26 protein-coding genes and 1 riboswitch are annotated in these 25,372 nt (G+C 27.6%); of the genes, 4 read left to right on the top strand and 22 right to left on the bottom strand.

Translation table 11 applies throughout. The annotated features are described in order from the left end of the window. Positions 1-158 precede the first annotated feature (158 nt). Positions 159-298, bottom strand: a riboswitch (molybdenum cofactor riboswitch). The 10 genes from mobB to LQE93_RS02780 all read right to left on the bottom strand — a co-directional run bounded on the left by mobB (position 295) and on the right by LQE93_RS02780 (position 9,160). After that, the gene (gene mobB / locus LQE93_RS02825) at positions 295-798 is read right to left on the bottom strand and encodes a molybdopterin-guanine dinucleotide biosynthesis protein B (protein WP_055264000.1); all 504 of its coding nucleotides are present in this window, start codon (positions 796-798) and stop codon (positions 295-297) included. Its footprint overlaps the riboswitch before it by 4 nt. 184 nt (positions 799-982) lie before the next feature. Continuing rightward, positions 983-1,135 (bottom strand): hypothetical protein, encoded by a 153-nt coding sequence (locus LQE93_RS02820; protein WP_231071891.1) that lies wholly within the window; start codon positions 1,133-1,135, stop codon positions 983-985. A 17-nt stretch (positions 1,136-1,152) separates the two neighbouring features. After that, positions 1,153-2,445 carry an MFS transporter gene (locus LQE93_RS02815; protein ID WP_231071888.1) on the bottom strand — a complete coding sequence of 431 codons (1,293 nt, stop codon included), beginning with the start codon at positions 2,443-2,445 and terminating at the stop codon, positions 1,153-1,155. A 125-nt stretch (positions 2,446-2,570) separates the two neighbouring features. Next, positions 2,571-2,954, bottom strand: coding sequence for a lactoylglutathione lyase (gene gloA / locus LQE93_RS02810; protein ID WP_055263998.1), 384 nt, complete (start codon positions 2,952-2,954; stop codon positions 2,571-2,573). Between the two features lie 94 nt (positions 2,955-3,048). Beyond that, positions 3,049-4,230, bottom strand: coding sequence for an SAM-dependent methyltransferase (locus tag LQE93_RS02805; RefSeq protein ID WP_186837965.1), 1,182 nt, complete (start codon positions 4,228-4,230; stop codon positions 3,049-3,051). A 227-nt stretch (positions 4,231-4,457) separates the two neighbouring features. After that, on the bottom strand, positions 4,458-4,838 hold the full coding sequence (locus LQE93_RS02800) for a RidA family protein (RefSeq protein ID WP_231071887.1): 381 nt from the start codon (positions 4,836-4,838) through the stop codon (positions 4,458-4,460). A 14-nt stretch (positions 4,839-4,852) separates the two neighbouring features. After that, on the bottom strand, positions 4,853-6,028 hold the full coding sequence (locus LQE93_RS02795; RefSeq protein ID WP_186837964.1) for a MalY/PatB family protein: 1,176 nt from the start codon (positions 6,026-6,028) through the stop codon (positions 4,853-4,855). 2 nt (positions 6,029-6,030) lie between these two features. Beyond that, a complete protein-coding gene (locus LQE93_RS02790; protein ID WP_231071885.1) occupies positions 6,031-6,786 on the bottom strand; it encodes a MurR/RpiR family transcriptional regulator in 756 nt (251 codons plus the stop codon). Positions 6,787-6,807: 21 nt separating this feature from the next. After that, positions 6,808-8,115, bottom strand: a complete 1,308-nt coding sequence (locus tag LQE93_RS02785) for a PTS sugar transporter subunit IIC (protein ID WP_231071884.1) — start codon at positions 8,113-8,115, stop codon at positions 6,808-6,810. Between the two features lie 274 nt (positions 8,116-8,389). Continuing rightward, positions 8,390-9,160 carry a class I SAM-dependent methyltransferase gene (locus LQE93_RS02780; protein WP_231071883.1) on the bottom strand — a complete coding sequence of 257 codons (771 nt, stop codon included), beginning with the start codon at positions 9,158-9,160 and terminating at the stop codon, positions 8,390-8,392. A 174-nt stretch (positions 9,161-9,334) separates the two neighbouring features. Between LQE93_RS02780 and LQE93_RS02775 the strand changes: the two genes are divergently transcribed. Beyond that, complete coding sequence (locus LQE93_RS02775) at positions 9,335-10,081, top strand: GNAT family N-acetyltransferase (protein WP_231071882.1); 747 nt, start codon at positions 9,335-9,337, stop codon at positions 10,079-10,081. A gap of 39 nt (positions 10,082-10,120) precedes the next feature. Here LQE93_RS02775 and LQE93_RS02770 read toward each other — a convergent pair whose 3' ends face one another. From LQE93_RS02770 to LQE93_RS02750, 5 genes are all read right to left on the bottom strand, one after another. Beyond that, a complete protein-coding gene (locus LQE93_RS02770) occupies positions 10,121-11,092 on the bottom strand; it encodes an HD domain-containing protein (RefSeq protein ID WP_231071880.1) in 972 nt (323 codons plus the stop codon). Between the two features lie 149 nt (positions 11,093-11,241). Then, entirely contained in the window at positions 11,242-11,550 is a 309-nt protein-coding gene (locus tag LQE93_RS02765; protein ID WP_231071879.1) for a PTS sugar transporter subunit IIB, read from the bottom strand. Between the two features lie 224 nt (positions 11,551-11,774). Then, positions 11,775-12,410, bottom strand: a complete 636-nt coding sequence (locus LQE93_RS02760) for a pentapeptide repeat-containing protein (RefSeq protein WP_231071878.1) — start codon at positions 12,408-12,410, stop codon at positions 11,775-11,777. A gap of 315 nt (positions 12,411-12,725) precedes the next feature. Continuing rightward, positions 12,726-13,472 (bottom strand): sulfite exporter TauE/SafE family protein, encoded by a 747-nt coding sequence (locus tag LQE93_RS02755; protein WP_231071876.1) that lies wholly within the window; start codon positions 13,470-13,472, stop codon positions 12,726-12,728. A gap of 249 nt (positions 13,473-13,721) precedes the next feature. Next, complete coding sequence (locus LQE93_RS02750; protein ID WP_055263981.1) at positions 13,722-14,282, bottom strand: zinc dependent phospholipase C family protein; 561 nt, start codon at positions 14,280-14,282, stop codon at positions 13,722-13,724. 235 nt (positions 14,283-14,517) lie between these two features. Here LQE93_RS02750 and aspD point away from each other — a divergent pair, with 235 nt between their 5' ends. Next, the gene (gene aspD, locus LQE93_RS02745; RefSeq protein WP_442870530.1) at positions 14,518-16,152 is read left to right on the top strand and encodes an aspartate 4-decarboxylase; all 1,635 of its coding nucleotides are present in this window, start codon (positions 14,518-14,520) and stop codon (positions 16,150-16,152) included. Positions 16,153-16,356: 204 nt separating this feature from the next. Here aspD and LQE93_RS02740 read toward each other — a convergent pair whose 3' ends face one another. Further along, positions 16,357-17,391, bottom strand: a complete 1,035-nt coding sequence (locus LQE93_RS02740; protein WP_231071873.1) for a MerR family transcriptional regulator — start codon at positions 17,389-17,391, stop codon at positions 16,357-16,359. 213 nt (positions 17,392-17,604) lie between these two features. Here LQE93_RS02740 and LQE93_RS02735 point away from each other — a divergent pair, with 213 nt between their 5' ends. Beyond that, positions 17,605-19,392 carry an FAD-dependent oxidoreductase gene (locus LQE93_RS02735; protein WP_231071871.1) on the top strand — a complete coding sequence of 596 codons (1,788 nt, stop codon included), beginning with the start codon at positions 17,605-17,607 and terminating at the stop codon, positions 19,390-19,392. Between the two features lie 119 nt (positions 19,393-19,511). On the opposite strand, the gene LQE93_RS02730 is transcribed toward LQE93_RS02735, so the two are convergent. The 5 genes from LQE93_RS02730 to LQE93_RS02710 all read right to left on the bottom strand — a co-directional run bounded on the left by LQE93_RS02730 (position 19,512) and on the right by LQE93_RS02710 (position 23,373). Further along, the gene (locus LQE93_RS02730) at positions 19,512-19,904 is read right to left on the bottom strand and encodes a DUF3887 domain-containing protein (RefSeq protein ID WP_231071866.1); all 393 of its coding nucleotides are present in this window, start codon (positions 19,902-19,904) and stop codon (positions 19,512-19,514) included. Beyond that, the gene (locus LQE93_RS02725; protein ID WP_231071864.1) at positions 19,888-20,691 is read right to left on the bottom strand and encodes a YhfC family intramembrane metalloprotease; all 804 of its coding nucleotides are present in this window, start codon (positions 20,689-20,691) and stop codon (positions 19,888-19,890) included. Before LQE93_RS02725 ends, LQE93_RS02730 begins: the two co-directional genes overlap by 17 nt. An 80-nt stretch (positions 20,692-20,771) precedes the next feature. Continuing rightward, on the bottom strand, positions 20,772-22,157 hold the full coding sequence (locus tag LQE93_RS02720; RefSeq protein ID WP_055263970.1) for a PH domain-containing protein: 1,386 nt from the start codon (positions 22,155-22,157) through the stop codon (positions 20,772-20,774). Positions 22,158-22,160: 3 nt separating this feature from the next. Then, positions 22,161-22,559 carry a GntR family transcriptional regulator gene (locus LQE93_RS02715; RefSeq protein WP_055263968.1) on the bottom strand — a complete coding sequence of 133 codons (399 nt, stop codon included), beginning with the start codon at positions 22,557-22,559 and terminating at the stop codon, positions 22,161-22,163. Positions 22,560-22,779: 220 nt separating this feature from the next. Then, on the bottom strand, positions 22,780-23,373 hold the full coding sequence (locus tag LQE93_RS02710; RefSeq protein WP_231071863.1) for a GNAT family N-acetyltransferase: 594 nt from the start codon (positions 23,371-23,373) through the stop codon (positions 22,780-22,782). 265 nt (positions 23,374-23,638) lie between these two features. Here LQE93_RS02710 and LQE93_RS02705 point away from each other — a divergent pair, with 265 nt between their 5' ends. Further along, positions 23,639-24,385: an FAD-binding oxidoreductase gene (locus tag LQE93_RS02705; RefSeq protein ID WP_231071861.1), complete on the top strand. Its 747-nt coding sequence runs from the start codon at positions 23,639-23,641 to the stop codon at positions 24,383-24,385. Between the two features lie 77 nt (positions 24,386-24,462). Here LQE93_RS02705 and LQE93_RS02700 read toward each other — a convergent pair whose 3' ends face one another. Beyond that, complete coding sequence (locus LQE93_RS02700; protein ID WP_186837951.1) at positions 24,463-25,266, bottom strand: putative ABC transporter permease; 804 nt, start codon at positions 25,264-25,266, stop codon at positions 24,463-24,465. Positions 25,267-25,372 lie beyond the last annotated feature (106 nt).

Raw genomic sequence — 25,372 nt, 5'->3', positions numbered from 1 at the left:
CCTCATACTCAAATAATTAATGGAACTCACTACTCACATGCATTTGTAGGAGTGCCTCTACAGTATAACTTCAAAGTACTAACTCATAAATTTGAACTTAAAAAGCTTGCTACTTTACCCTTATTTTGGGTATAAGTAACAAGCTTAATACATTTCTATATTAAATCTACTTATTTTCCTTCCCAAAATACGTGGAGACAATAACTTTTCAATTATTGCCCTGTGAATGATAAACATTCAGGCGTAAAAGTCATAGAAAATTCCTTAGACTTTTACACACTAGAAAACACAAAACTATTTTTCAAATTTAAACTCTTTTTCTTTTTGGACTAAATCTGCTAATACTTTATAATCATCCTTTTTAACTATAGGTACATCACTATACTTAATATGTTCATTACTAGCAATAGCAATTAATTTTTCTTTAGGAGTTAATATCTCTTCACTAACTCCCTCTCTATAAACTTCTATTTTTCTTAAATCACTTTTTTTATATCCTTCAACAAGTACTACATCCTTGTCACTTACCATTTTAATTATATCATCTAAATTAATTTCTTGTTCTAATTCTCTAATCATCGCAAATCTATTTTTAGATGAAATAACTACTGTTTCTGCTCCAGCCTGTCTATGTCTGTATGTATCTTTTCCTTTTTTATCTATATCGAATCCATGAACATCATGTTTTATTGTTGATACAGTTAGCCCTCTATTCTTCAATTCATTAATAAGTCCTTCCATAAGAATAGTCTTACCAACATTTGAGCCTTTTCCTATAACATTGACTACCTTTGCCATTTATATGTCACCCTTTAATTTTTTATTCATTAGGAGTAAGTTTAATTGACAAAATCGCATATACTCCTATAAGTATAAATCTTAAATCCTATATAAATAGAATTTAAGATTTATATACTTTAATTCTATTATATAAATCTTATTATATCAACATTCTATTTTTACCTTAATTTTACATTTATTGTTATGATTTCTCTAATCTTTTAAGTTTTCTACCTCTAATAAAATTAACTAGTGAAATAATAAATCTCTTAAACCACTTAACTACATTTCCATATTCAATATTTTTTATATCATTAGTATCTTTCATCTTTTTACGAAGACAAACTTTTATCAAAGTGATTCTTATTTTATTTAATACCTTCTTCTCTCAACATATCTATGCCTTAGTTTACATGTACAATTTCTTTTATATCTTTCTAATATTATTGCTCTATCTCCAAAAATCTTAGAAATTTTCAAATAAAACATTAAAATTACTATAATCAATACTAAAAAGCCATAAATATATATACCTCTAAAATTTATATTTTCAATTATAAATCCACCAATAAAGTTACCTATTGCAGAAGCTACTCCATTTACCAATAATTTTACTCCTGCAAATACATCTCTATTCTCTATTTCAATATAGCTCATCATTGAGCTATCTAAAGATGAACCAACTAAAGTTGCAAAAATACATCTAAATATTAATATAGTTACAAACGGAATAGTATTTAATTTTAATGTTAAAAAAAACATTGTTGCTGCCAAGCATATTAGTGATATTAATTCAAATCTTTTTATTCCAATCTTACCTATTATTGTTGGCATAGCTAGAACGCCCATCATTACCACCGTTGTTATTATGAAGCTAACTATGGACATTGTTGTGTTACTTAAACCAAAGTAATTTTTCATAATTAAATTATTATATGGCCAAACAGCACTTCCACCTATAGCAATAATAAATAAAAAAATTGCAAAAAACCTTATATTTTTATGACCTCTAAGTAACTTAAATGTATCTCCAATAGATTCCTTAATTTCCCCTTCATTAAGCATTCTTTTCTCATCTCTAGGTAATAAAAATAACCTCATAACAAAAGCTACTAAAGTCATACCTGCTGATAAGTAAAATAATTTTCTATATCCTATAATACTAAATATAGATAACCTATCTATATTTCCAGCCAATAAAGTTCCTAAAGTTGAAGCAATAAAATTAACAGAGGATTTATAACTATATGCACAACATTCTTTGTCTGGTGTTGTATATGAATAAAGTAGTTGCAATTCTGTAACTTGTATAAAACAAAGCCCTATATTAGTTAAGATTTGTGATAGTAAAAGTAATATATAGCTAGTAAATACAGCATATGCCCCTATTCCTATAGAACTTAATAAACATCCTAAAGCTAAAATATTTTTTCTTCCAAACATATGTATAAATGGTCCTACAAAGAAACCTACCATTGAAAATAATGAACCTAAAGAAAAGATGAGTCCAATTTTATCAGAGGGTATATTAATTTCATTTAAATAAAGTATTTGTAAAAATCCATATATACCAAAAGCCGCAGCTAATATCAATTCACTTATTACAATTATTTGTACATTTCTTGAAAAGCTAGCATAAGTTTTAATAGTTTTAAATCTCTCCACAACCTCACCTCTTAACCTAATTTTTCAATATATCTCTATTTAGGTTAAGCTTATATTATAGTTTTTATGTAAACTAAAATTTTCTAAAAAAATAGAGACGCATCTCTACATCTCTATTAATCTAACTATTTATTTCTTATAACTTCAACTTTATAGCCATCTGGATCTGTTACAAAATAGTATCCTGGCTTTTGCCCTGGAAGTCCCTTTAATGGAGTAACTTCATACCCTAAAGTTTTGTGTTTCTCTCTTTCACCCTCTAAATCATCAACACCAACTGCTATATGACTAAATCCATTTCCTAATTCATAAGGCTTTTCTGGATTATAATTATAAGTTAATTCAATCTCATATCCTCCAATTTCATTAGAAAGATACACTAAAGTAAACTTATGCTCTGGAAAATCTTTTCTTCTAGTTTCAACAAGACCTAATGCCTCTCTATAAAACTTTAGAGATTTTTCTAAATCCATAACTCTTATACATGTATGTAACATTTTAACTGCCATAAAATCATCTCCTATATTAATATTTTTATAATACTAATATACAGTAAGAAATACCCACTAACAAGAAATTTCCCTTTATAAAAATATTAAAATACTACTCTTTATATAAATAGTCTCTTGTAAGTGGTAAATCATTATCTATTCCTTTAGTAAATAGAATTTGATGTAAATCTATTATTCCATTATTGAATGTAGCAGCGCAAGAGCATAGATACATACTCCACATTCTAATAAACTTTTCATCAAACATCTCTCTAACTTTATCTATATTATTATTAAAGTTTTTATACCATTCTAATAAGGTCTTAGTATAATGTAACCTCAAGCTTTCTACATCTATAACATGATAATTGTAATCTCCTGAAATATTTATTATCTCTCTTAATGATGGTATAACCCCACCTGGGAATATGTACTTTTTAATCCATGCATCTCCTTCAGATTCTTTTATTCCACTTATATAATGTAATAAGAATACTCCTCCTTCTTTTAAAACTGCATTTACATTTTCAAAAAATAAGTCGTAATTAGGTCTTCCTACATGTTCTATCATTCCTACACTTACAACTCTATCAAATGATAATTTTGATTTCTTTAAATCTCTATAATCCATTAGTTTTACTTCTAAATAATCTTCTAAATTTTCTTCCTTTATTCTTTCACTAAACTTATTAAATTGTTCTTGGCTTAATGTTATTCCTAATCCTTTTATCTTGTATTTTTTAGCTGCTTCAATAAGTAACATTCCCCATCCACAACCTATATCTAAAAGACTTTGACCTTCTTTTAAATTTAACTTCTTTAATATATGATGAATTTTGTTCATTTGAGCTTGATACAATGTATCATTTTCATTTTTAAAATATCCACAAGAATAACTCATAGTTTCGTCTAACCACAAGCTATAAAAATCATTTCCTATATCATAATGAGATGAAACTTCTTCTTTCTGCTTTGATTTATTAGTTATTTTATGAAATATTTCTGGTAATGCCTTATGGTCACTATTAAATTTATTCATGTACTTTAACACTGTATTTAGCGCTAAGAATAAATCTCCTTCAAATTCTACATCACCATTCATATATGCTTCACCAAAAGCTAATGATGTACTACTTAATAAATCCTTTTTATTCAATGGCTTTTTTATATGTACCCTAAATAATGGTTCCCCATTACCTAATACAACCTCTTCTCCATCCCAAAAATCTACTGCAAATGCTTCTCCTTCAAAGTTTTTCAAAAATGTTTTAAGAAAAGTCTTTTCTACGTTCATACTTCACTTCTCCTCCTTTATATATCTTGTAGTATGAACATAATTTTATAAATTTAACCATAAGTGGATTTTTCATTAGTATTTATGTAAAATGTAGATTACTTTACTCTAAAGTAATACATAACTATAATTAAACAAATAGAAATAGAGAACTATATTAAATTGCTGCACATACAATTCATTATAGTTCTCCTATTAAAAGTGTTATTTACTTTCGAAATCTAATATTATTCTGCTATTGCTATAACTTCTATTTCTACTACTGCATCCATAGGTAGTTTAGCAACTTGAACACAACTTCTTGCTGGAGGATTTTCTCCAAAATACTCATTGTATACTTCATTTAATTCAGCAAACTGAGCTAAATCTTTTACAAATACTGTTGCTTTAACAACATTTCTAATAGATGACCCAGCCTCTTCTAAAATACTCTTAACATTTTCTAAGCTTTGTCTTGTAGCTTCTTTAATATCTGTTTTTAATTCTTTAGTTTCTTTATCCAATGGTAATTGTCCTGAGGTAAATATGAAATTACCTACTTTATTACAATGTGAATAAGGTCCTATTGCATCTGGAGCCTTAACTGAATTAATTACTTCTCTTTTCATTTCTATTCTCCTAACTACTTTATATATTCTTTGTAGAATTCTACTATCATTGGAATTGCTTCTTTTAATATTGCTTTACTTGTAGCTACATTTATTCTTAAATATCCTTCATGATCTTTAATAAACCTACTTCCTGTTTCAAGCAATACTTTCTTTTCTTGCGCAAGCTTAATTATGAAATCATCAATATCTGAAATATTATCGAACTTTACCCATAATAAATAACCTGCATCTGGAACCATAGTACTGATTCCTTCTACATTAAGCATGTCCACAGTTAAATCTAAATTTTCTTTTATGTTCATTATAAGTTCATCAACCCAAGGTGAGCCATTTTCATAGCATAAGGTTAAAGCTCTAGTTCCAACTCTATTTGGATGAAGCTTTCTTTTGCTTAACTCATTTGCTAAATCAATTCTCATCTCTTCATTACTACATAAGAATGTTGAGATTTCCAAACCTGCTATATTAAATGTTTTATTCGGTGATGATAAAACTATTATATTTTTATATTGGTTTAAATAATCACTAAAAGTATTGAAATTATTTCCTAAATCTAAATCTCCATGAACTTCATCACTTATAATAATTATGTTTTTTTCCATGCAAATATTAATAATCTCGTTTATCTCTTCTTTGCTCCAACATCTTCCTGATGGGTTATGTGGATTACAGATTATTAACCCCTTAATATCTTCTTTTTCCACTAAAGCTTTTACTTCTTTAAAATCTAAAGTATATTTATTATTATTTAATTTCATTTTATAAGAAACTAAATTCATACCATTATTCGATACAACATCTTTAAATGGTCCATAAGCTGGAGTGAATACAAGTATATTGTCACCTTTTTTAAACAACTTATCTACCATAACATTCATAGTAGATAATGCTCCTATTGAAGGAACAATCCATTCACGTTTAATTTCTGATCTATATCTATCTTTATACCATTTTAATATACTACTATAAAATTCTTCTTTTATATCAAAGTACCCAAAATCACCTAAAGCTATAAATTCCATAAGAGGCTCTATTACCTCTTTAGGTAATTTAAAATCCATGTCAGCAATGAATAGTGGATAATAATTTGCTGCATCTTTTACTTTGAATCTTTTTTCAATATACTCTTCATTCCACTTCTTAGACCCATTATTTCTTCTTTGTAATATGTCTTCGAAATTATACATTGCTACCTCTTTTCTTCATATTTCTCAATAAATTTCTTTATTATATAATCCATTGCAATATGAAAGTTTAATCGAGTATCTATATTACTATCTGAATCCTGAGTATACGCTGTATAAACCTTATACTTACATAACTTTTCAAAGGTAGAATTTCTAGACTCTGTTATAAGTACTACGTCAATCCCTCTAAGGTTAGTTTCAACTAATACCTCTAATAACTCTGGTGTTTCTCCACTTCTTGATAACATAAATACTAAATCTTCATCTTTATTTAATATTCTACTAGATAATCTCATAAATCTTGAATCATCATGTTGCTCTGCAGGTATTCCTAATAGCTGTAATTTTATTTGAAATATCTTACCTAAATAATTGCTCATACCCATTCCATATATAGTTATTCTTTTGCATTTCATCATCTTTTCAACTATTTCATCGATATCAGATTGCTTAACTAACTTATATGTATCTAACATTAGATTTACAAAATCGGTATCATCTATATTGGGTTTGTTTTCTTCTTCTAATTTATCTCTTTGAAAATAATCATCTTTAAATTGTATAAAACTTTTATACCCTAACTTTTTAGAAAGTCGGTGCACACTTGTATTGCTAATAGAAAATTTTTCTGAAATATTAGCTATTGTAAAATTATCATATTTAAATAGCGCGCTATTCTCCAATAATAATTGTAATAACTCTTTTTCTAATTTAGTTAAATACTTTGAGTTCTCTGAAATTCTTCTGTGTATTTTCATATGTGCACCTCACTTTAAATTCTAAGCTTCTATTAACTCCTCAGTTAATTCTTCAGCTCTATATTGCTTATCTAAAGCTAACACAAATGGGTAGTATATTGCAAATGCTGCTGCTATGGCAACTACTTGTACTAATGCACCTTGCCATCCACTTACTAAGAATCCACTGAATATTGGTGGTGTTGGCCATGGAGCTACTACACCGTTAAATGGACTTAAGAATCCTATCTTCATAGCAAATATTGCAATAAGAACTGAAACTATTGGTGCTAATGTTAATGGAATTAACATTAATGGGTTAAGTATTACTGGTAAACCAAATATTATTGGTTCATTTATATTGAATAATGCTGGAACTGTACTTAAGTTTCTCATCATTTTCATTCTTTCAGATCTAGCAACAACTACCATAGCTAAAACTAGTCCCACAGTCATACCTGCTCCACCTATAGTTGCAAATTGGTCAATCATTTGAATTGTTCCGATATTTGCATTTTCTAATGTTAAAGCACCTTGTTTAAATAACTCTAAGTTTTCTACTGAGTTTGCATTTAATAATGGGTTTACAATTGAGTTAACAACTGTTGGGTGAATACCAAACCACCATAAGAATCCATTTAACCCTGCAACTACTGTTATAGCAGCTGGAGATGCTGTTAATCCTTGAAGTGGAACTTGTAATATGTCATATATGAATTCATGCATTGAAGTTCCCATGCTTAAGAATATTCCGTTTATTAATAATGCATATGCAACTACTATTACTCCTGGTATTAATGATACGAAAGACTTATATACCATTGGTGGTACATTTTCTGGTAATTTAATTACTAAGTTCTTTTTAACTACAAATCTATAAAGTTCTGTTGAAGTTATACTCATTATAATTGCTGTTATAACACCTTTTGTTCCAAGCCATGCCATTGGAAGTACTTTGTTTATTACTTCACCTGATTCAGCAGTAACAAATTTAGGTGTAACTATTACGTAAGCTACTATAGAAATAATCATAACTGGTAGCGGATCCATCTTATCATCTTCTGATAATTTGTAAGCTATTGTACCAGCTAACATGATTCCCATTATATCAAATGTAGCTCTATATGCAGGTGAAAGGAAACTATCCCAACCTTCACCAAATATTCTTGCCATAAATTCTGGATAACCAGCTATAGGGAAGTCTGTTATTAATAAAAATACTGATGCAATAATTGTTAATGGCATTATAACCATAAACCCTGATTTAAGAGCTCTCATATATCTTAGATTAGCAAATCTAGATACTACTGGAACCATTTTTTCTTCAATAAATCTTGAAATAAAGTTCATTTTTATTTCCCCCTCATTTTCAATAACGTTTTCAAGTTTTATTATACGGATTTTATTCCAGATTTGAATTCCTACTCTCGGAAAATTTTCCATACTTTTTTTGGATTTTTTATCACTATCTTAATTCTAATTTATCTATTTGTTATTCTTTTATTATTAAAATAATTATTTTAATAATAAAATACTCTGAAATTAATTTTTTTATTAAAGAAACCAATTTCAGAGTATTTATATTAACTTAAATATTCATTTATTTTATAATAAATTTTTGATTTTATTTACTTGCAACAAAGACAATATGATTACTATATCCTAATAACTCTGTCTTTTCACAAGTATAAAGATGAAATCTCATCCATTCATTAAACTCAGCTTCACTAAATTCATTAATCTTATCAGCCATAAGTTCAGCTAGCCCATCAGCTGCAAACTGTGTAACTTTATTTAAGTTGCTCTTTCTCATTAATTCATCCATTTTTCCTACTGTCATAAAACAAAATGGAGTTTCATCTATTAATTTAAAACTTTCCTTATCATACTCATCACCTAATAAGTGATTTTTAGTATTATAAATAAAAGTTTCAGTAACAAAGACCATATCATTTGAAAGATAAGCAAATAATATTTTACCATCTTTCTTACATACCCTTTTACTTTCTTTAATAGCTCTTAATTTATCTTCATCACTCTTTAAATGATATAAAGGTCCAAAGCATAAAACTATATCAAAACTATTATCCTCAAGATATGATAAATCCAATGCATTTCCTTGATGAACTTTTATATTCATATCTCCAGTAACGTTTGATTTTAATATATCAATATTTCTCTTTACTGGTTCAACAGATGTAACATCATATCCCTTTGATGCATAGTGCAAACTATAAGCTCCAGTAGCAGCTCCTATATCTAATATTTTTGAATCTTCTTTTAAATACTTGTCTATAAAGTTTGTAGTAGTTATAAATTCTATACTACTTGCATTTGAAGTATTCAATCTTTTTTCCTCATTGAAATACTCATAAATCTCATCTAATTTCATCATACCCCTTCACCCCTATTACTTAATAATTCTCATGCAAAATTAATATCTAAGTTTGTATTATTTCTATTATACATAAACCTTGTTAACTTTCAACCATTTTTTGTAATATATTGCATTTAATTGTGTTAGAATTAGTTTATAGATTAATAAATACCAATAAAGGATGTTGATTATATGCTTACTAAAAATGAAATTTTACAAATTGCTAAAGCCCAATTTGCATTAGACTATAATTTTAAAGATTATGATATTACTAAAGATACTAATATAATTACTGAAAATAGTCTTATTTCTGGTAGAAGAATATATGACAATGATGGATGCTTTTTAAAAATACTATGCTTTAATGGTAAAGCTTTTATTTCAGCTGATCCTAAAATTATTCCTTGGTGTAAAGAAAATCTTTTAACTATAGATGCTGCCTGGCTTTCTGAATACCCCAAATTAAAAGTTATAGATACTAAACTTAAGAACTTCGGCCACGAAATTGCTGATATACATCATTATTATCTTCCTAAAACAATGAATGAAAAAATTGAAATTCCCTTCTCTATAAAATGGTATGAAAAAGAAGAGATTAATCAATTTACAAATGATGATAGATTTGGTGAAGCCTTTGCCTTTGATAAAAATCACCCTGATATTCTTGCAGTGGCAGCTTTTGATGGAGATACTATGTTAGGAATGGCTGGAGCTAGTGCAGATAGTGATACCATGTGGCAAATCGGAATTGACGTTTTTCCTGAATATAGAGGAAAAGGGATTGCTACTACTCTTGTAACCTTATTAAAAAATGAAGTATTAAATAGAGGTAAAGTTCCTTTCTACGGAACTGTAGAAACTCATTTTATCTCTCAAAATGTGGCTATTAATTCTGGATTCTTTCCTGTTTGGGCAGAACTTTATACAAAAGCCCTATAATAAGATAGTAATTAAAAAAGTGCGAAAATTTTTCGCACTTTAATTAAACTTTACAAATACACCTTCTCTTGATTTTTGTAATGCTTGCTGGGTTAATATTTTAATTAACGGTGACTTTTCAGAGGATTTACTTATAACTCCATCTATTATAACTGTAGGGTCAATAATTCTTAACTTATTAACCTGATGTATATCATACTCTTCTTTATTCTCAATAACATCTACATTATAATTTAATGATTGAATCAAACTTCTTATTTCTTGATTTTTAGAATTTTTTAATATATTTAAAACATAATTATCATCCTGAAGTAAATCTTCTAAAGTTATAATATCATTATCTAAAGCTACTTTTAAAGCATTTGATAATCTATTATAAGCATATATATTTAATGGATTTAAGAAAAATCCTATTACCTCCTTATAATAAGTATTTACGAACCATTCTGCTGCATTTATAGTAGTAATAATTATTTCTCCATCTATAACCTGTAAACTTTCTAAGAAATTTTTTATTGCAACTAATGAAATATATCCATAAGAGTACATATCTCTTAAAGTATAATCTATTCTATCTGCACATAAATCTGGAGCTGATCTTTCTAATATAGTCCATTTCTTTTCATTATATAGTATATCCTTATAATCATACCCATGTTTTATAAGTATTTCAGGTATACCTGAATTTTCTATTATTTTTTCATAAATCTCTTCATGATAATCTTCATTGCTTTTATTTAATGCAAAATCAACCACATGAGAAAATGCAGTATGTGAAATATCATGTAATAATCCAGCAATTTGTTCTTCTATAGTTTCATTCATCTTCTTAATAAGTAGCATCGTTCCTACTGAATGCTCATATCTAGTAACATTCCAATTTGGATTTACAAGATAGCTTGCACCACCTTGATGAATATTTTTTAATCTTTGAAATTCTTTAGTATTTATTAACTCTTCTAAAACACCTTCTATTTCAAAGTCACCATATATATCGTCCTTTATTTTCATAAGCTATCCTCCTCATAAGAATTAGGCTTTTATCTTATCATTTTAACCAAATCATTACAAACATTTACACAAATTATATTTACTATTTTATTCCACTAATAGAAAAACATTTGCTAATACCAGCAAATGTTTTAATAAATTCATATATTCTATTTTTTGTCTAATAAGTTTAGTACTTGATCTAATATAGCTTTTTCGTTCATCATTCCATATAGTATTACATCTATTACTTTTACTGGAACTCTTCCATTAACTAATGCATTAACTTGTGGCATTTGAAATCTAACTTGTGGTGATAGTAAAACTATGTCAACATCATTTATTACCTCTTCACACTCTGTTATCGGTAAAGCTTTAATATCGATATCAACCTTTTTCACTTTAACGTATTCTATCATTTTACTAAGTAAGATACTTGTTGACATTCCTGCTTCGCATACTAATAATATTTTTTTCATAAATCCTATCCCCCATCGTCTCAAGAAATTCCTGAAATCGTTTCCTGTTTATATTTTACATTTATACCTTTTACTTGTCAATGTAGTCATATTAAATCAAAGTCTGTTTACTATATATATATTACAATAATAAACTCTATATTATTTTTTATAAAAAAAAGCTGTAGTTTTTTATATGGTAAAAATCTACAGCAACTCATCATTTTATATTTTAATACTTTGTATTATCCTCTAAAAAATCTTAATAAATAGCTTAATGTATGAAACTCTCTATCTATTTCTTCTGTCATATCATTAAATCCTTTTATTAATTCTTCCTCAGTAAATTGTTTTTCAAGCAAATAAATCTTTACCGGATTTATCTTACCTTCCTTAGTATCTAACACTCTAGATGCTTTAATATATTTATTTGTCATAGCCTTATTTATAGCAGCTTCTAATTCTTCACTTATATTTAATTCAGGTATCTCATCAAATATAGTAATATTTAATGCATCAATTCCCATATTAGTACATTTACTTAAATCACACCCAACAAATATAACATCTTTAAATTCTGCATCTCTAAAGTCTACATTATCTAAATTTACTTCTTCAAAAATAGTATTTTCAAATTTTGCATGTCTAAACTTACTATTTTTAAGATTAGTTCCTATAAATTCTGCTCCTTTAAAAGTACATCCATAAAAATCACATGACTTAAAGTGAGCTCCTCTAAAACTTACAAAATTAAAGTTTGATCCAGCAAAGCTACTAGCATAACAATTACTCCTAGCTAAATTATTATACATAAAATTTTTATTCATCTTTTCAACTTTGTTGTAATGAAAATTTCCTTTAACACTATTATTTCTAGCCATTTCTTTTCTCCTTATTAAGAAATTTTGATATGTATATATCCCTACTATCTTATTCAATAGTATATATCATACTATAACAAGCCAATGGATGTATACATAATTATTTCTCAAACATAATTTGTATTAGAATTTTATTAGCATTTTTACAAATAATATATATTATTTATTGCGAAATGTAAGAAATTTATGCATAGTAACAATACAAAAGAAATATTGAATCATAGAAAAAATATGCATCTAAAACTTCTGATATATACGAAGAAATAACAGCGATAACATTAGCAGATTAAAAAGAGTGCCTTCCAGCACTCTTCTTTACATCATCATCAAAATTCCTGAAATAAATAAAGCTACATATACAAACTTTGTAAATGAATCTCCCTTTATCTTTTTATGTACTATATTACTTACTACTATAGCAACAATTACAAATATCATTGTTATTAAAGACATCGTTACTATACCCGAGGTTATTTCACCTCTAAATATGTTTATAGATAACATAATTGCATTTAGTGTTGCCCATAAAGCACATAAAGTTGCTCTAAAACTTGATTTATCTTTTATATTTGCAGTTGCATATACTACTACAAAAGGACCTCCACAAGTAAATGCTCCATGTACTATTCCGCCTAGAAAAAGTACAACATTATGTACAATCCCAATATACCTGCTTTTAATTTTTTCTACATTTTCTTCCACTTTTTTTCTACTATCATATAAACCTTTTATAGCCACAATAATCATAAATAAACCAAGTGCTATTTTCAAAGGTCTCTCTGGTAATGATGAAAATAACCACATTCCTATAGGTAAACCTAATACCATTAATGAAGTTATTTTAATAAACTCTTTTTTATTTATATGCTTGAAGTCTCTTATTGCTATAACTACTGAAGCTATTAATACTACTATAGTCATTACTGGTACAGTAACTTTTAAACCAGCTATAGCCGATGCAATAGGTAATGCCATTATAGTTCCACCAAACCCAATAAGACCTTCAATAAAATATGCACACATTACTACAATTGCAAATGATATTACTTGACTTAAATCCATCTGTTATCCCCTTTTAATTTTTCTTTTGATTAATTATATTTCATAGTGAGTATACCACCAAATTTAACAAATATAAATAAATTTCATTTTTATTTTTTTGTTAAATCGTTCCACAATTAGTTCTAATATCATGTATATTAGATTGTCTTTTAAGAAAATTTATCTCCTCAAAAAGCTCCAGCATAATTTATATATGCTGGAGCTTTTTATTATTGTAACTTTATCTTTTAAACAAATTTTATATATAATTTACGCCATTACTAGATTGCCAAAATAAACTTGTGTCATATATAAAAGATAGCATGTAGTTTTAATTGTAAAATATATATCATTTATACAATCTTCATCTAATGAAAGATAGCTTTCTCTATTAATATTAAGCTCTTCTAAATAATCTCTATCTTCTTTCATATTATCTAAAACATTATCAAAAATCTCTTGTTTGTATCTTAAAATATTCTTTAGTTTTTTATGCAGTGTTACTTCATACATAAAATGCTTAGCCATATCTTTTCCATAGTACTCTTCTAAATGATATTTACAAAAGCAATCAGCAATATAATGAGCTATCCTTCCTAATGTAAAAGATATTTCATCTGTATTCATATTACCATTTTCTATTAGGTCATTATATTCCTTCATCTTTTCTTTAGATACTGTATAAGTATGTTTTATCTTATTTTTTCTTTTATGCAAATCTGGTTCAATACATCCATATAAAAACTTTCTTTTATTAAGCATTAAATCATATTTTTCATTACATAGATTAAAACAAAATTCTCCTATAATCAAATGTGTATTAATTAACATTTACATATCCCCTTCCCGCATAGCAGGTATTAAATTTCATTCTCTTTTTCTAGTAATAATATTATTATACACTATCTATTAAAAATATAATAAGGATTTTACCTGTATATTTGCCTTTATTATGAATTTTAAAATTTAATGTTTTATCTATAATTTTTTATTAATTTATTATAAAATATATAAATGTGTAAAAATAATAATAATTTAATAATATTTAGTATATAAGGAGATGTTCATTTTGGATACAACATTAACAAAAGAAGAACTTTCTAGAATATATGGTAAGATAAGTCCTTTTGAATTTAAAGACAAGCTTATTTCCGTAGCTAAAAAGAATAATAATAACATTTTAGATGCTGGTAGAGGTAATCCTAACTGGACTGCCGCAACTCCACGTGAAGCATTTTTTACTTTTGGTCAATTTGCTGTTCAAGAAACTAAAAGAACTTGGAATATATCTGATCTTGCTGGAATGGTTCAAAGAAATGGCATTGCAAAAAGATTTAAAGAATTTATAGAATCAAACAACTCTGCTCCTGGAATTGAGCTTTTAAAAGATATAATAAATTATGGTTCTAATGTTTTATATTTTGATGAAGATAACTTTATTTTTGAACTTACTGACGCAATTATAGGTGATAATTATCCATTTCCTGATAGAATGCTTACACATATCGAAAAGATTGTACATAACTACTTAATGAAGGAATTATGTCAAAATAAATCCTTTGAAAGTGAATTCGATGTTTTTGCAGTAGAGGGTGGAACTGCTGCTATGTGTTATATTTTCGATTCACTAGTTGCAAACTCACTTTTAAATCCTGGTGATAAAATTGCACTTATGACACCAATTTTTACTCCGTATTTAGAAATACCTCACTTACCAAACTATAACTTTGAAGTAGTTAATATTCATGCTAATGAAGTAGATTCAGAAGGTTATTCAACTTTCCAATTTCCTAAAAGCGAATTAGACAAGCTTAAAGATACAGATATTAAAGTAGTCTTCGTAGTAAATCCAAATAACCCTGCTTCAATAGCTTTAAGTGATAAATGTAAAGAAAATCTTATAGATATAGTAAATAATCATAATCCTAACCTTATGATTATTACTGATGATGTATACTGTACTTTTGTAGATAACTTTACTTCATTAATAGCAGATTTACCTTATAATACCTTAGCCGTATATTCTCTTTCTAAATACTTTGGTGTAACAGGATGGAGACTTGGTGCTATAATGCTAAATCAAGATAATATATACAATAAGCTATTAAGCGAGCTTTCAAGCGAAACAAAAGCAAGACTTAATGAAAGATATACTCATTTATCTTTAAAGCCTGAAAGTCTTCCTTTTATTGATAGAATCGTTGCTGATAGTAGACAAGTTGCATTAAATCATACAGCAGGTCTTTCTACTCCACAGCAAGTTCAAATGGCATTTTTCTGTGCTTTTGCATTAATTGATACAGATAATAATTATAAAAGCTTAACAAAGGAAATATGTAAAAATCGTAAAAAATTATTATTTGATGGACTTGAAACGGAATTAAGAAATCAACCTCATGATGCTGCTTATTATACAGAACTTAACTTATTAGATTTAGCCCGTGAAAAATATGATAATGGCTTTGCAGAATATATAGAAGCAAACTATAGACCATTAGACATAATATACACTTTAGCTAATAACTTCTCTATAATATTATTAAATGGAGATGGATTTGCTTCATCTGAATGGTCATTAAGAGTATCTTTAGCAAACCTTAATGATGACTCTTACTACATAATAGGTAGTTCGATAAATCAGATGTTAGATAATTTAGCAACTAAATATAATCTAATAAATTCAATAAACGTTTCTATTTAAATAAAATTCGAAGCACTTTAGTGAAAAGTTTGACTTCGTCAAAAGGGAAAAACTCATTGATGTTACAGTTAAAATGTTGCCTATGCAATAGTGAAAAGTATATATATTAACACCTTTCACTACTACGATAGTAGCATTTTCACCTCGATGAAGTCGACTTTTCACTATGAAGCTTGCTTGTTGCTTTTATTGTATTACAACTTTCTATCTCTCTTCATTAAGTAGCTCTTTTAATACTTCTAGCTTTACTTGAGTAAAAATACTATCTCTAAATGTATATATACATACAAGCTGTGAATGATTGAATATTTCAATATCAAGCTTATTATCTAATGTTGCATTTAGTTTATTTAAAAGTTCTTCATTTTCTTTAAGTCTTATATATACTCTTTCAGCAATCTTTTTCATATTATCACTATATCTTTTAAATACTGGATTATATTCTTCTAATAGCCTTATACCCTTATTTATAAAAAAATTTAATGTTGGCATTAAAATAGGATTATAAACTAATTTCCAATAGTTTTGAAGTTCAACATTATTAGATAAATCTACACAATCAGCATATAATTCTTCTTCATAAGCATTAATTTCTTCATCTTTTATATTAGCGATTTTTTTACTGAATTTATATTGCTCTATGCAGATTCTATCTATTTGCTCTGGGGTTAATAAATAAATTAATTTCTTAAGATAGCTTAAATTATTTTCTAACTGTAATTTAAGTTCATTAGAAATCTTATCTAATAAGAAATTATGATATTCACTAGATTCTATATCTGTAAATGGTGCACATAATAATATTGATATCATTCTTGAATCTATATTAGGAAAATACTTTTCTAAAACTAAGTCATTCGATATTCTTTGCTTTTCTAATATATGTAAGGGTATTTCTAGATTTTTAGGTGTTGCATTAGCCGGAATATCTTCAATTAACTGATAACTAGCTTGTAACTGTCTTATATTATCATACAAACTTTTTTTTAAATTGTTAATTTGCCTATGAATAAAGAAGTTTGTCAGCGTTGGATATATAAATAAATCCTTAATATCTTGTATAGACATACCAATATTTCTAAGGGAAATGATAATTTGTAATTTTCTTAAATCTTCTTCTGAAAATTCGTAATACCCATTATCAATATTTTTAGTTGGCTCTATAAGTTCTTCCTTTATATAAAAATATACCGCTTTTTTACTTAGTTTAGTCAATTCTAAAACTTTTTGTAATTTCAAAATTTTCCCCTCCAAAACAGTACCCTAAGGTAACACTTTTTGTATATGTTTTCTTAAATATTAACACTTTGTTAAAAAATAGTCTATACTTTTCCTTGGATATGCCCTTATTTTGTCGCAAAAAAATATATTTGACATTCCTCTTAGGGTATCTGATAAGATTATTGTGAAATAAAAAACAAGATTTTTTTAACGATTTAGGGGGAAATAAAAATGAAAAGAGCTTTATGTTTATTATTAACGTCTTTAGTTCTTGCTTCTACAGTTACTGGTTGTTCTAGTAATAGTAACGATGGAGCTACTAGCAAAGGTTCAAACAAATATACTCCAGGTGTTTATACTGCTACTACACAAGGAATGCATGGTTCTGAAATGGTAGTAGATGTAACTTTTGATGAAAGTTCAATAACAGATGTTAAAGTTGTAAGCCACGGAGAAACTTTTGGTATCGGATACGGAATGGAAACAACTCCAATTGAAACTATACCAAATAAAATAGTTGAAACTCAAAGTGTAGATCTTGATTCAGTTACAGGAGCGACTTTAACTACTACATTTATATTAAACGCTGTAAAAGATACAGTAGTTCAAGCTGGTGGAACTGTTGAAAACTTATCAGCAAAACCAGAAACTACTAAAGCTGAAGATCAAACTTATGATGTTGATGTTGTTGTAGTTGGTGCTGGTGTTGCAGGTATATCTGCAGCTATCGAAGCAGCAGCAAACGGATCTGATGTTTTAATACTTGAAAAACAAGGTATAGTTGGAGGCGCTACTACTAGATCTGGTGGTAAGCTTATGGCTAACGGAACTGACATCCAAAAGGCTGAAGGAATCGAAGATTCAAATGAATTAATGTTTGACTACCTAAAAGAAGTAGGTGGCGATTTAATAGATGATGAAAAATTACACGGATTTGTTGATAACTCTTTAGACACATACAACTGGATGACAGATATGGGTGTTCAAGTTCAAGACGTTGAACCAATCCACTCTTCATTAACACCTTACAGAGTTCATAACACTCTTGGTGGTGGCGGTATGACTGATGGTCACGGTGGACAAATTATCGTTCCAATGATGAATAAGTACAACGAATTAGATGGTGATATACTTTACAACGTAACTGCTAACGAATTATTAACTAATGATAATAACGAAATCGTTGGTGTTAAAGGTTTAGCTAAAGATGGTAGCACAGTAACTGTTAATGCTAAATCAGTTATTATTGCAACTGGTGGTTATGCACAAAATAAAGAAATGATGGCTAGATATGCTGATTTCACAACTGGATATTCAACTCAAGTTCCTACAGGTAACGTTGGTGACGGTATAACAATGGCAGAAGCTGTTGGAGCTCAAATATTCAATAGTCCATCTACTCAAACTGTTTATGTAAGCTACACTTGCGGTGTTGGTATAAACGAAGAATCAGGTCTTATTGTTACTGAAGATGGTAAGAGATTTGTAAATGAATATACTTACCAATATCATGTTGGTGATGCAATGCGTAAAGAAAATAGTTCTTTAGGATACTATATTGCAACAAGCAATGATCCAACTCCTACAGTTCAATACGGAATGAGTTTAGAATCAACTGTAAGTGCTGATTCTATAGAAGAGTTAGCTAAACTAATCGAAGTTGATCCAGCTACATTACAAGCAACTGTTGATAGATACAATGAATTATGTGAAAAAGGTGTTGACGAAGATTTCGGAAAACCAGCTGATAAAATGTACCCAATCAAAGGCGACAAATACTATGCTATAAAACTTAACCCAGCTGTTACAGTTACATTTGGTGGTATAGTTACAGACGTTGAATCAAGAGTTTTAGATGCTAACAACACTCCAATCAAAGGATTATACGCTGCTGGAGAAACTGCATTTGAAGGATTATTCGGTACTGAATACCCAGGATGTGGTGTTGCAATCTCTGCTGGTTCTTACTACGGAAGAGTTGCTGGTGAAAATGCAGCTAACGAAGCTAAAGCAAACTAGTTAAATTAAATTGCCCTAAAAATATTTTCATTATAAAAAGACCACCTAGCTTTGGTATTATACCATTGCCTAGGTGGTTACTTTTATATTAACCTTAAGATATCTACTGGACTACTTTATTATTTCATATATATTCCTGCTAGCTTCATCTCTTTATTAAATGATAATGTAAATGTAACCTTTTTATTATCATATTTAACATTTGTTATAGCAACTGCATATCCGTTCTTTTCAGCTAAAGTCATATTTGATATAGAATTAAACTTTCCTATATCTTTACTAAACCCTTCCCATGTTTCTTGTAGCTTATTATCTGGTAATGAAATTTTCAATTCATCACTACTATCTTCTAAAATCCCATCATAGTTTTTATCATTTAATTCATTAATTACCTCTTCAGCTGCTGCTTTAACTTCATCTTCATTATAAGCATCACTTAATTTTCCAGCGCTACAACTAACAAACATAAATAAGCATAAAATAATTGATAATACTTTAATAAACTTTTTCATTCTCTTCAACCCCTTTAAAATTATCAAATCTACCTTTAACCTTAATAGTGCCAACCAACAGTATAATCGCAAATACAATACATATTAGTTCAACCATATGTATACTTGCTCCCGCCTGTTGTACTACTACAACTGTAGTGTCCACTACTCCATGGGCTAATATAGCCCAAAGTAAATATAAAACTTTTTTCCCCTTATTTATTCCATACAATACAAGCATTGTAAATCCAATATGCATTATAATTGCTGATATTCTCTCTATCCCCCCATATAAAACCATAATACTGCTAGTTGAATCAAATATTCCTCTTACAGTCTCTTCACTTGCTCCAACTAATGATGAATTAAATGTTCCATTATTCAAACTAAATATTACATATAAATTTTGTATACTTGATATTCCTGCAAATAGAATTGCTTCAATCCCTCCGTGCCCTAATCCAAAAGCTATTCCATCATACCATGTCCTATTTTTCTTAAGTCCAGTTTTAAACCCGATGAACCTTCCTACTTCCTCAAATATCCCTGCCGTTAACCCTAAAAATACAGCATACAATATTGGATTTAGTACTGACATATTATAAAACCAATCAGTTTTAGCTACCACTCCATTTAGAAGTGGCATTCTTAATACTACCTGAGAAACTAAAAATACCAATGCCCCTACTAAAAAAGGCTTTACAAATTGCTTTTTCTTTATTGCAAAATAAATTAATATCCCCAAAGGAATTCCAATAGATATAATTATATTTACAATAAAACATATTATTAGTGATAAATAATTCATCCCCCTCACCTCTCCCCCTTAATAAATATTATTCAAGTTTGGATTTACATACTACAAAATATATAAATAAGTTGTGAACTTTAACGAATAACATTTTTTATAAATTCTTCATAATATCTCTCTGTTTCTTCTTTGCTTGTCCCAGCTATAAAAATATATCCTTCATCCTTTACTTTAACCATGATATATGGATTCTTTTTATCATATATATACAGTCTACAATTTCCATAACCTTCTACATCAAAATATCCTATAGAGTATTTATCTGTAGCTGCTCCATTTGTTCTTATGTTCACCTTAATGCTATCTACCATCTTAACTTCTTCAATTTGATCTATATTAAAATCAAAGCCATAACTTGGAGTTTCAATTTTAACTACTTCATTATTAATAACTATCTTCATCTTGCTAAAATCTAAACGTAAAGTCATAATAGATATTCCAACTAATAATATAGCTACGAAAATATACATTCCGTAGAATATTCTTCTACCTTTTTTAGTCCCTAAGTTATACGTCATTTTATATCCCACTCTAGGTTCTACTATATATCTTCTATCATTAGGATTGTTATATATATCTCTAAACCAATATTCATCATTATCCACATAAATAGGATTATTACTTGTATTTATTAATCTATTTTGCTCTTCTGTTACTTTATTATTAATATAATAAATCCCTACAAATATAATTGTAGCAGGCACTATTGCTGATAATATAAGCAATATAGTGCTATTACTATTTAAAGTCATTGGTAAAAATATGAATAACATTCCTATACTTTGAACTGTAGCAGCAACAACAGTTCCCATTGTCCACATTCTCTTATAAATTAAGTTATAAGCTATATTAACCTTTGAATCTTCACTATAAATCTCTGTTGGTTTCTTACAATATACTCTATAAACTATTATAAATATTACAGTTCCAATAAATCCTGTTGATGCTGATATTAAAAGTCCAAAACTAAAATTTTTATTTATAACAACAATAGCTATTGGAATAAGAGATATGATTATACTCGGAATAAACCACAATGCTGAAACCGGCATTTTATCTTTAAGCCTTGTAACTTCCGTATCTATAGTCAAGAGTCTAGTTTGTGAAATGAACCATTTATTTTCTATCTTCAAAATTTTTAGTCTCTTATTATACTTATCAAATAATTTATAACTTAATAGTTCCATAAAAAATATCCATATAAACAAATATATCATTTTAAGTGATGGATACTTTATAAGAACAATAGGAAAAAATACTATAATACCTATTAAAGCAAATATCTTATTACCCTTTTTATATTCTTCTACAATCTGTAATACATCTTTATTTTTAATTTCAGAATAAGGTAAAGTTACTCCAAGCAAAACACCATTTTTAGCTTTCGTTGCCGTATTGTTTTCAAAATAAAATGCTATTAATGCCACTAAAATAGCTGATCCTAATATTAAATCAAATATCATATTCTACCCCTCATTACCCACTATCTTTAACCCATTCATATTATTAAAAATATCTTCACACATTTTCATAAATTCTTTATAATCAATTCCCTTAATAGCTGATTCAGCAATTATAAGTTCAAGTTCCTGCTCTACTTTTTCCTTAAACTCCTTACTAGTATCTAAAGCTGGATTAACTTTAGCTCCATGTCTTCTATCAATTTCAATATATCCTTCAGCTTTTAAAATATTATAGGCTTTATTTACTGTCATCATATTTACCCCAATATCATCAGCCATCTGTCTTACAGTAGGAAGACCTTGCCCTATTTCTAACTCCCCTCTTCCAATTCCCATCACTATCTGATTTCTAAGCTGAACATATATAGGAATACTACTTGTCATATCTAATTTTAAAATCAAAAACATCACCTATCCTTTGTATACTTTGTATTGCTAATAGTAATACAAGGTATACAAACTTGTAAATATATTTCTCAATAATTTTCCAAAGAAATATACCTAATATATATGAATTAATATTTATAATTTCATCTTCTTTCTATATATTATTTAAAAATAAAAAATTCTTTTATTTCTTTATATTGATATGATACATTATAAAATAACATAAATTTTATTATTAAATCACCTTAACCATTCGATATAAGTTGTGTGAAAAATATCTTTCTTCTTTTTCTAATTTATAATCTAACTTAGAATAAAATTTTATAAGACTCTTATCTTTTGCTAATAATGAACATCTTTCATACCCTTGTTCCTTAGCCATTTTCTCTGCTAAAATCATAAGGGATTTTCCGATACCTTTTCCTCTTACCTCTTCACTAGTTGCAAGATTAGCTACATATATTTCATGTTCTCCACATTCGTCTAATCTAGAAGCTAAAATAATATCTTTTATAAATTTAATTTTTCTTATTACTCCTTTTATAGACAAAAATAATTTTATACTTGTAGTAATGTCTAGCCTTGGTATATCATCGCTTTTTAATAGTATTATAACTCCACAAGGTTTACCATCTAACTCAGCTACCTTTATATTCTTATAATAGTATCTTGATCCTTCTACCTTTACTAAATAACCAATCCTGTCTAGAATTTCCTCTTTACTGCCTTCACCCCATTCATGCTGTGGATCATCTTCCGTAACATAAACTAGCTCGGCTATAATGGGGGCATCACATTCTGAGGCATCTCTTAAATTTAAGTTGTTCATAAATTATCCTTCCTTCTTTTTAATCTTTTATATTTGTTAATAGTATAGTCTTACTCAATCTTAAAATTAAGGCTTTATGGTCCAATAAGTTTGTACTTTTGTGTTATCTTTTTATTCTTATTTCTAAATATTATTAATATAAATGTACAAATACTAGATACCTTTAATCCACTTTATGGAATATTTTTTCACATTATATTGACTTTTGCTTATTATTAGTAGATAATTATTATTAATTAATAATAAAATCAAAGGAGGTTTTTATATGATTAACGGTTCTTGGAATGGTTTTAGAGAACTTATCTTAGTAGATAAAGTTGAAGTGTGCCCAGAAATAATTTCTTTCTATTTTAAATCAAAAGATGGTGGTAAACTTGTAAAGCATAAAGCAGGTCAATTTTTACCTTTTAAGATAAAAACTAATGACCCTAAATATAAAGATGTTATTAGAACTTATAGTTTATCAATGTTTCCAAATGATGAACTATATAGAATTAGTGTTAAAAAAATTGACTGTGGTTTAATAAGTACTTATTTACATGAAAATCTTAAGGTTGGCGATTCAATAGAAGCTATGGTGCCAACTGGCTTATTCACAATAAGCAATTCTTCAAAAAATACTCCTCTAGTTTTAATATCTGCCGGAATTGGTATTACTCCTCTATTATCAATGCTATATGAAGAATCTTCTGCTAGAAATAATATTCATTTTATTCAAGCAGTTCAAAATTCCACAATTCATCCTTTTAAAGATGATATTGCTTCTATAGCAAAAGTACGAGGTATAAAAAATACTATTTTTTACTCTAAACCTTTAGAAAATGATAAACTAGGTATAGATTATGATTATTCAGGATATGTTAGCAAAGATTATTTGGAAAACAATGTAGATTTGAACTCTGATTTTTATTTCTGTGGTCCTCCTCCATTTATGAAAGCATTAGAAAATTCTTTATTAGAATTAGAAGTTCCGACTACTAGAATTCATTATGAACTTTTCTCCAATAAATAATATATTCTGCAAATAAAAAACTCCCAAATGGGAGTTCTTTATTTTCTAATAATTAATTTCACAAAATATTTTGCTACTTATTTTTTTATCTTTTTATTAATAATTTCTTTTAGTCCAATAAACTGTTCTTTATACTTTTTATGCTCTATATTGGGAAATGCTTTAAGTATCCTTCTTTGTAATATTGATCTAACGTTTAACTTTTTATATCTATCATAAATTTTTGTTAATTGATCTATTACATATGTTGATTCATTTTTATCTTTAAGCATTTTTATAACCTCTTCAAATTCATGCTCATTTAACTCTTTTAATTTAATATTCATACTCTTTAGCTCTATTAAAACTTGGATTAAGTCATTCAATTTTTTATTTAACTTAATCATAGCAATTAATGTAGTAATAAAATCTAATAAAAATATAATCATTGCTACACATGCTAAAACCACATTAACCATCTTTGGTATACTATTTACTACTGTAGTAATTCTAACATTTATTACTTCTATAAGCACTACTGACAATAATCCAAAAAGTGTTGAGTTTAAAAGACATACTCTACCATGAATATTAAATTTATGTTTAGAATAATCCCACCATTTTGTTTGGAATGCTGTCTCCAATATTACAGCAGTTATATACTCAACAACAGATGTAACTATCATCCCTAAGAAAAATATAGCAAAAATATCTCCTCTATATTTATTTAATAAAGCTATAACTAATAATGCCCCAAAACCATATACAGGACATACAGGTCCATTTAAAAATCCTCTATTAACAAATTTTCTATCAAGTATAGAGCAATATATAGTTTCACATACCCATCCTAAAAAACTATATATTAAAAAGTATAAAATAAATTTAATAAGTGTATACATACTAACAGCCCCCTCAAGTTAACATATTAATCCATTAACTGCCTAATATATTCTTATTATTAACTTTTTAATTTAATTCTTAATCAAATCACTTTAAAAGAAAAAA

This window comes from Clostridium sp. NSJ-145, from assembly GCF_021044725.1.
In the GTDB taxonomy this organism is placed as follows: domain Bacteria; phylum Bacillota; class Clostridia; order Clostridiales; family Clostridiaceae; genus Clostridium; species Clostridium disporicum_B.
The sequence above is the reverse complement of the archived record's forward strand: the minus strand, read 5'-3'. Positions and strand labels throughout refer to the sequence as shown.

What these genes read in the sequence shown, in the direction of transcription:
- LQE93_RS02795 (WP_186837964.1), bottom strand. Translation starts at nt 6,028, where the DNA reads ATGTATAATTTCGAAGACATATTACAAAGAAGAAATAATGGGTCTAAG.
- LQE93_RS02735 (WP_231071871.1), top strand. Translation starts at nt 17,605, where the DNA reads ATGAAAAGAGCTTTATGTTTATTATTAACGTCTTTAGTTCTTGCTTCT.
- LQE93_RS02770 (WP_231071880.1), bottom strand. Translation starts at nt 11,092, where the DNA reads ATGAAAATAAAGGACGATATATATGGTGACTTTGAAATAGAAGGTGTT.
- LQE93_RS02700 (WP_186837951.1), bottom strand. Translation starts at nt 25,266, where the DNA reads ATGTATACACTTATTAAATTTATTTTATACTTTTTAATATATAGTTTT.
- LQE93_RS02760 (WP_231071878.1), bottom strand. Translation starts at nt 12,410, where the DNA reads ATGGCTAGAAATAATAGTGTTAAAGGAAATTTTCATTACAACAAAGTT.
- LQE93_RS02780 (WP_231071883.1), bottom strand. Translation starts at nt 9,160, where the DNA reads ATGATGAAATTAGATGAGATTTATGAGTATTTCAATGAGGAAAAAAGA.
- LQE93_RS02750 (WP_055263981.1), bottom strand. Translation starts at nt 14,282, where the DNA reads ATGTTAATTAATACACATTTGATTATAGGAGAATTTTGTTTTAATCTA.
- LQE93_RS02800 (WP_231071887.1), bottom strand. Translation starts at nt 4,838, where the DNA reads ATGAAAAGAGAAGTAATTAATTCAGTTAAGGCTCCAGATGCAATAGGA.
- LQE93_RS02710 (WP_231071863.1), bottom strand. Translation starts at nt 23,373, where the DNA reads ATGAACAACTTAAATTTAAGAGATGCCTCAGAATGTGATGCCCCCATT.
- LQE93_RS02705 (WP_231071861.1), top strand. Translation starts at nt 23,639, where the DNA reads ATGATTAACGGTTCTTGGAATGGTTTTAGAGAACTTATCTTAGTAGAT.
- LQE93_RS02785 (WP_231071884.1), bottom strand. Translation starts at nt 8,115, where the DNA reads ATGAACTTTATTTCAAGATTTATTGAAGAAAAAATGGTTCCAGTAGTA.
- LQE93_RS02730 (WP_231071866.1), bottom strand. Translation starts at nt 19,904, where the DNA reads ATGAAAAAGTTTATTAAAGTATTATCAATTATTTTATGCTTATTTATG.
- LQE93_RS02755 (WP_231071876.1), bottom strand. Translation starts at nt 13,472, where the DNA reads ATGGATTTAAGTCAAGTAATATCATTTGCAATTGTAGTAATGTGTGCA.
- LQE93_RS02720 (WP_055263970.1), bottom strand. Translation starts at nt 22,157, where the DNA reads ATGATATTTGATTTAATATTAGGATCAGCTATTTTAGTGGCATTAATA.
- LQE93_RS02775 (WP_231071882.1), top strand. Translation starts at nt 9,335, where the DNA reads ATGCTTACTAAAAATGAAATTTTACAAATTGCTAAAGCCCAATTTGCA.
- gloA (WP_055263998.1), bottom strand. Translation starts at nt 2,954, where the DNA reads ATGGCAGTTAAAATGTTACATACATGTATAAGAGTTATGGATTTAGAA.
- LQE93_RS02790 (WP_231071885.1), bottom strand. Translation starts at nt 6,786, where the DNA reads ATGAAAATACACAGAAGAATTTCAGAGAACTCAAAGTATTTAACTAAA.
- mobB (WP_055264000.1), bottom strand. Translation starts at nt 798, where the DNA reads ATGGCAAAGGTAGTCAATGTTATAGGAAAAGGCTCAAATGTTGGTAAG.
- LQE93_RS02805 (WP_186837965.1), bottom strand. Translation starts at nt 4,230, where the DNA reads ATGAACGTAGAAAAGACTTTTCTTAAAACATTTTTGAAAAACTTTGAA.
- LQE93_RS02765 (WP_231071879.1), bottom strand. Translation starts at nt 11,550, where the DNA reads ATGAAAAAAATATTATTAGTATGCGAAGCAGGAATGTCAACAAGTATC.
- LQE93_RS02725 (WP_231071864.1), bottom strand. Translation starts at nt 20,691, where the DNA reads ATGAATTATTTATCACTAATAATATGTTTTATTGTAAATATAATTATA.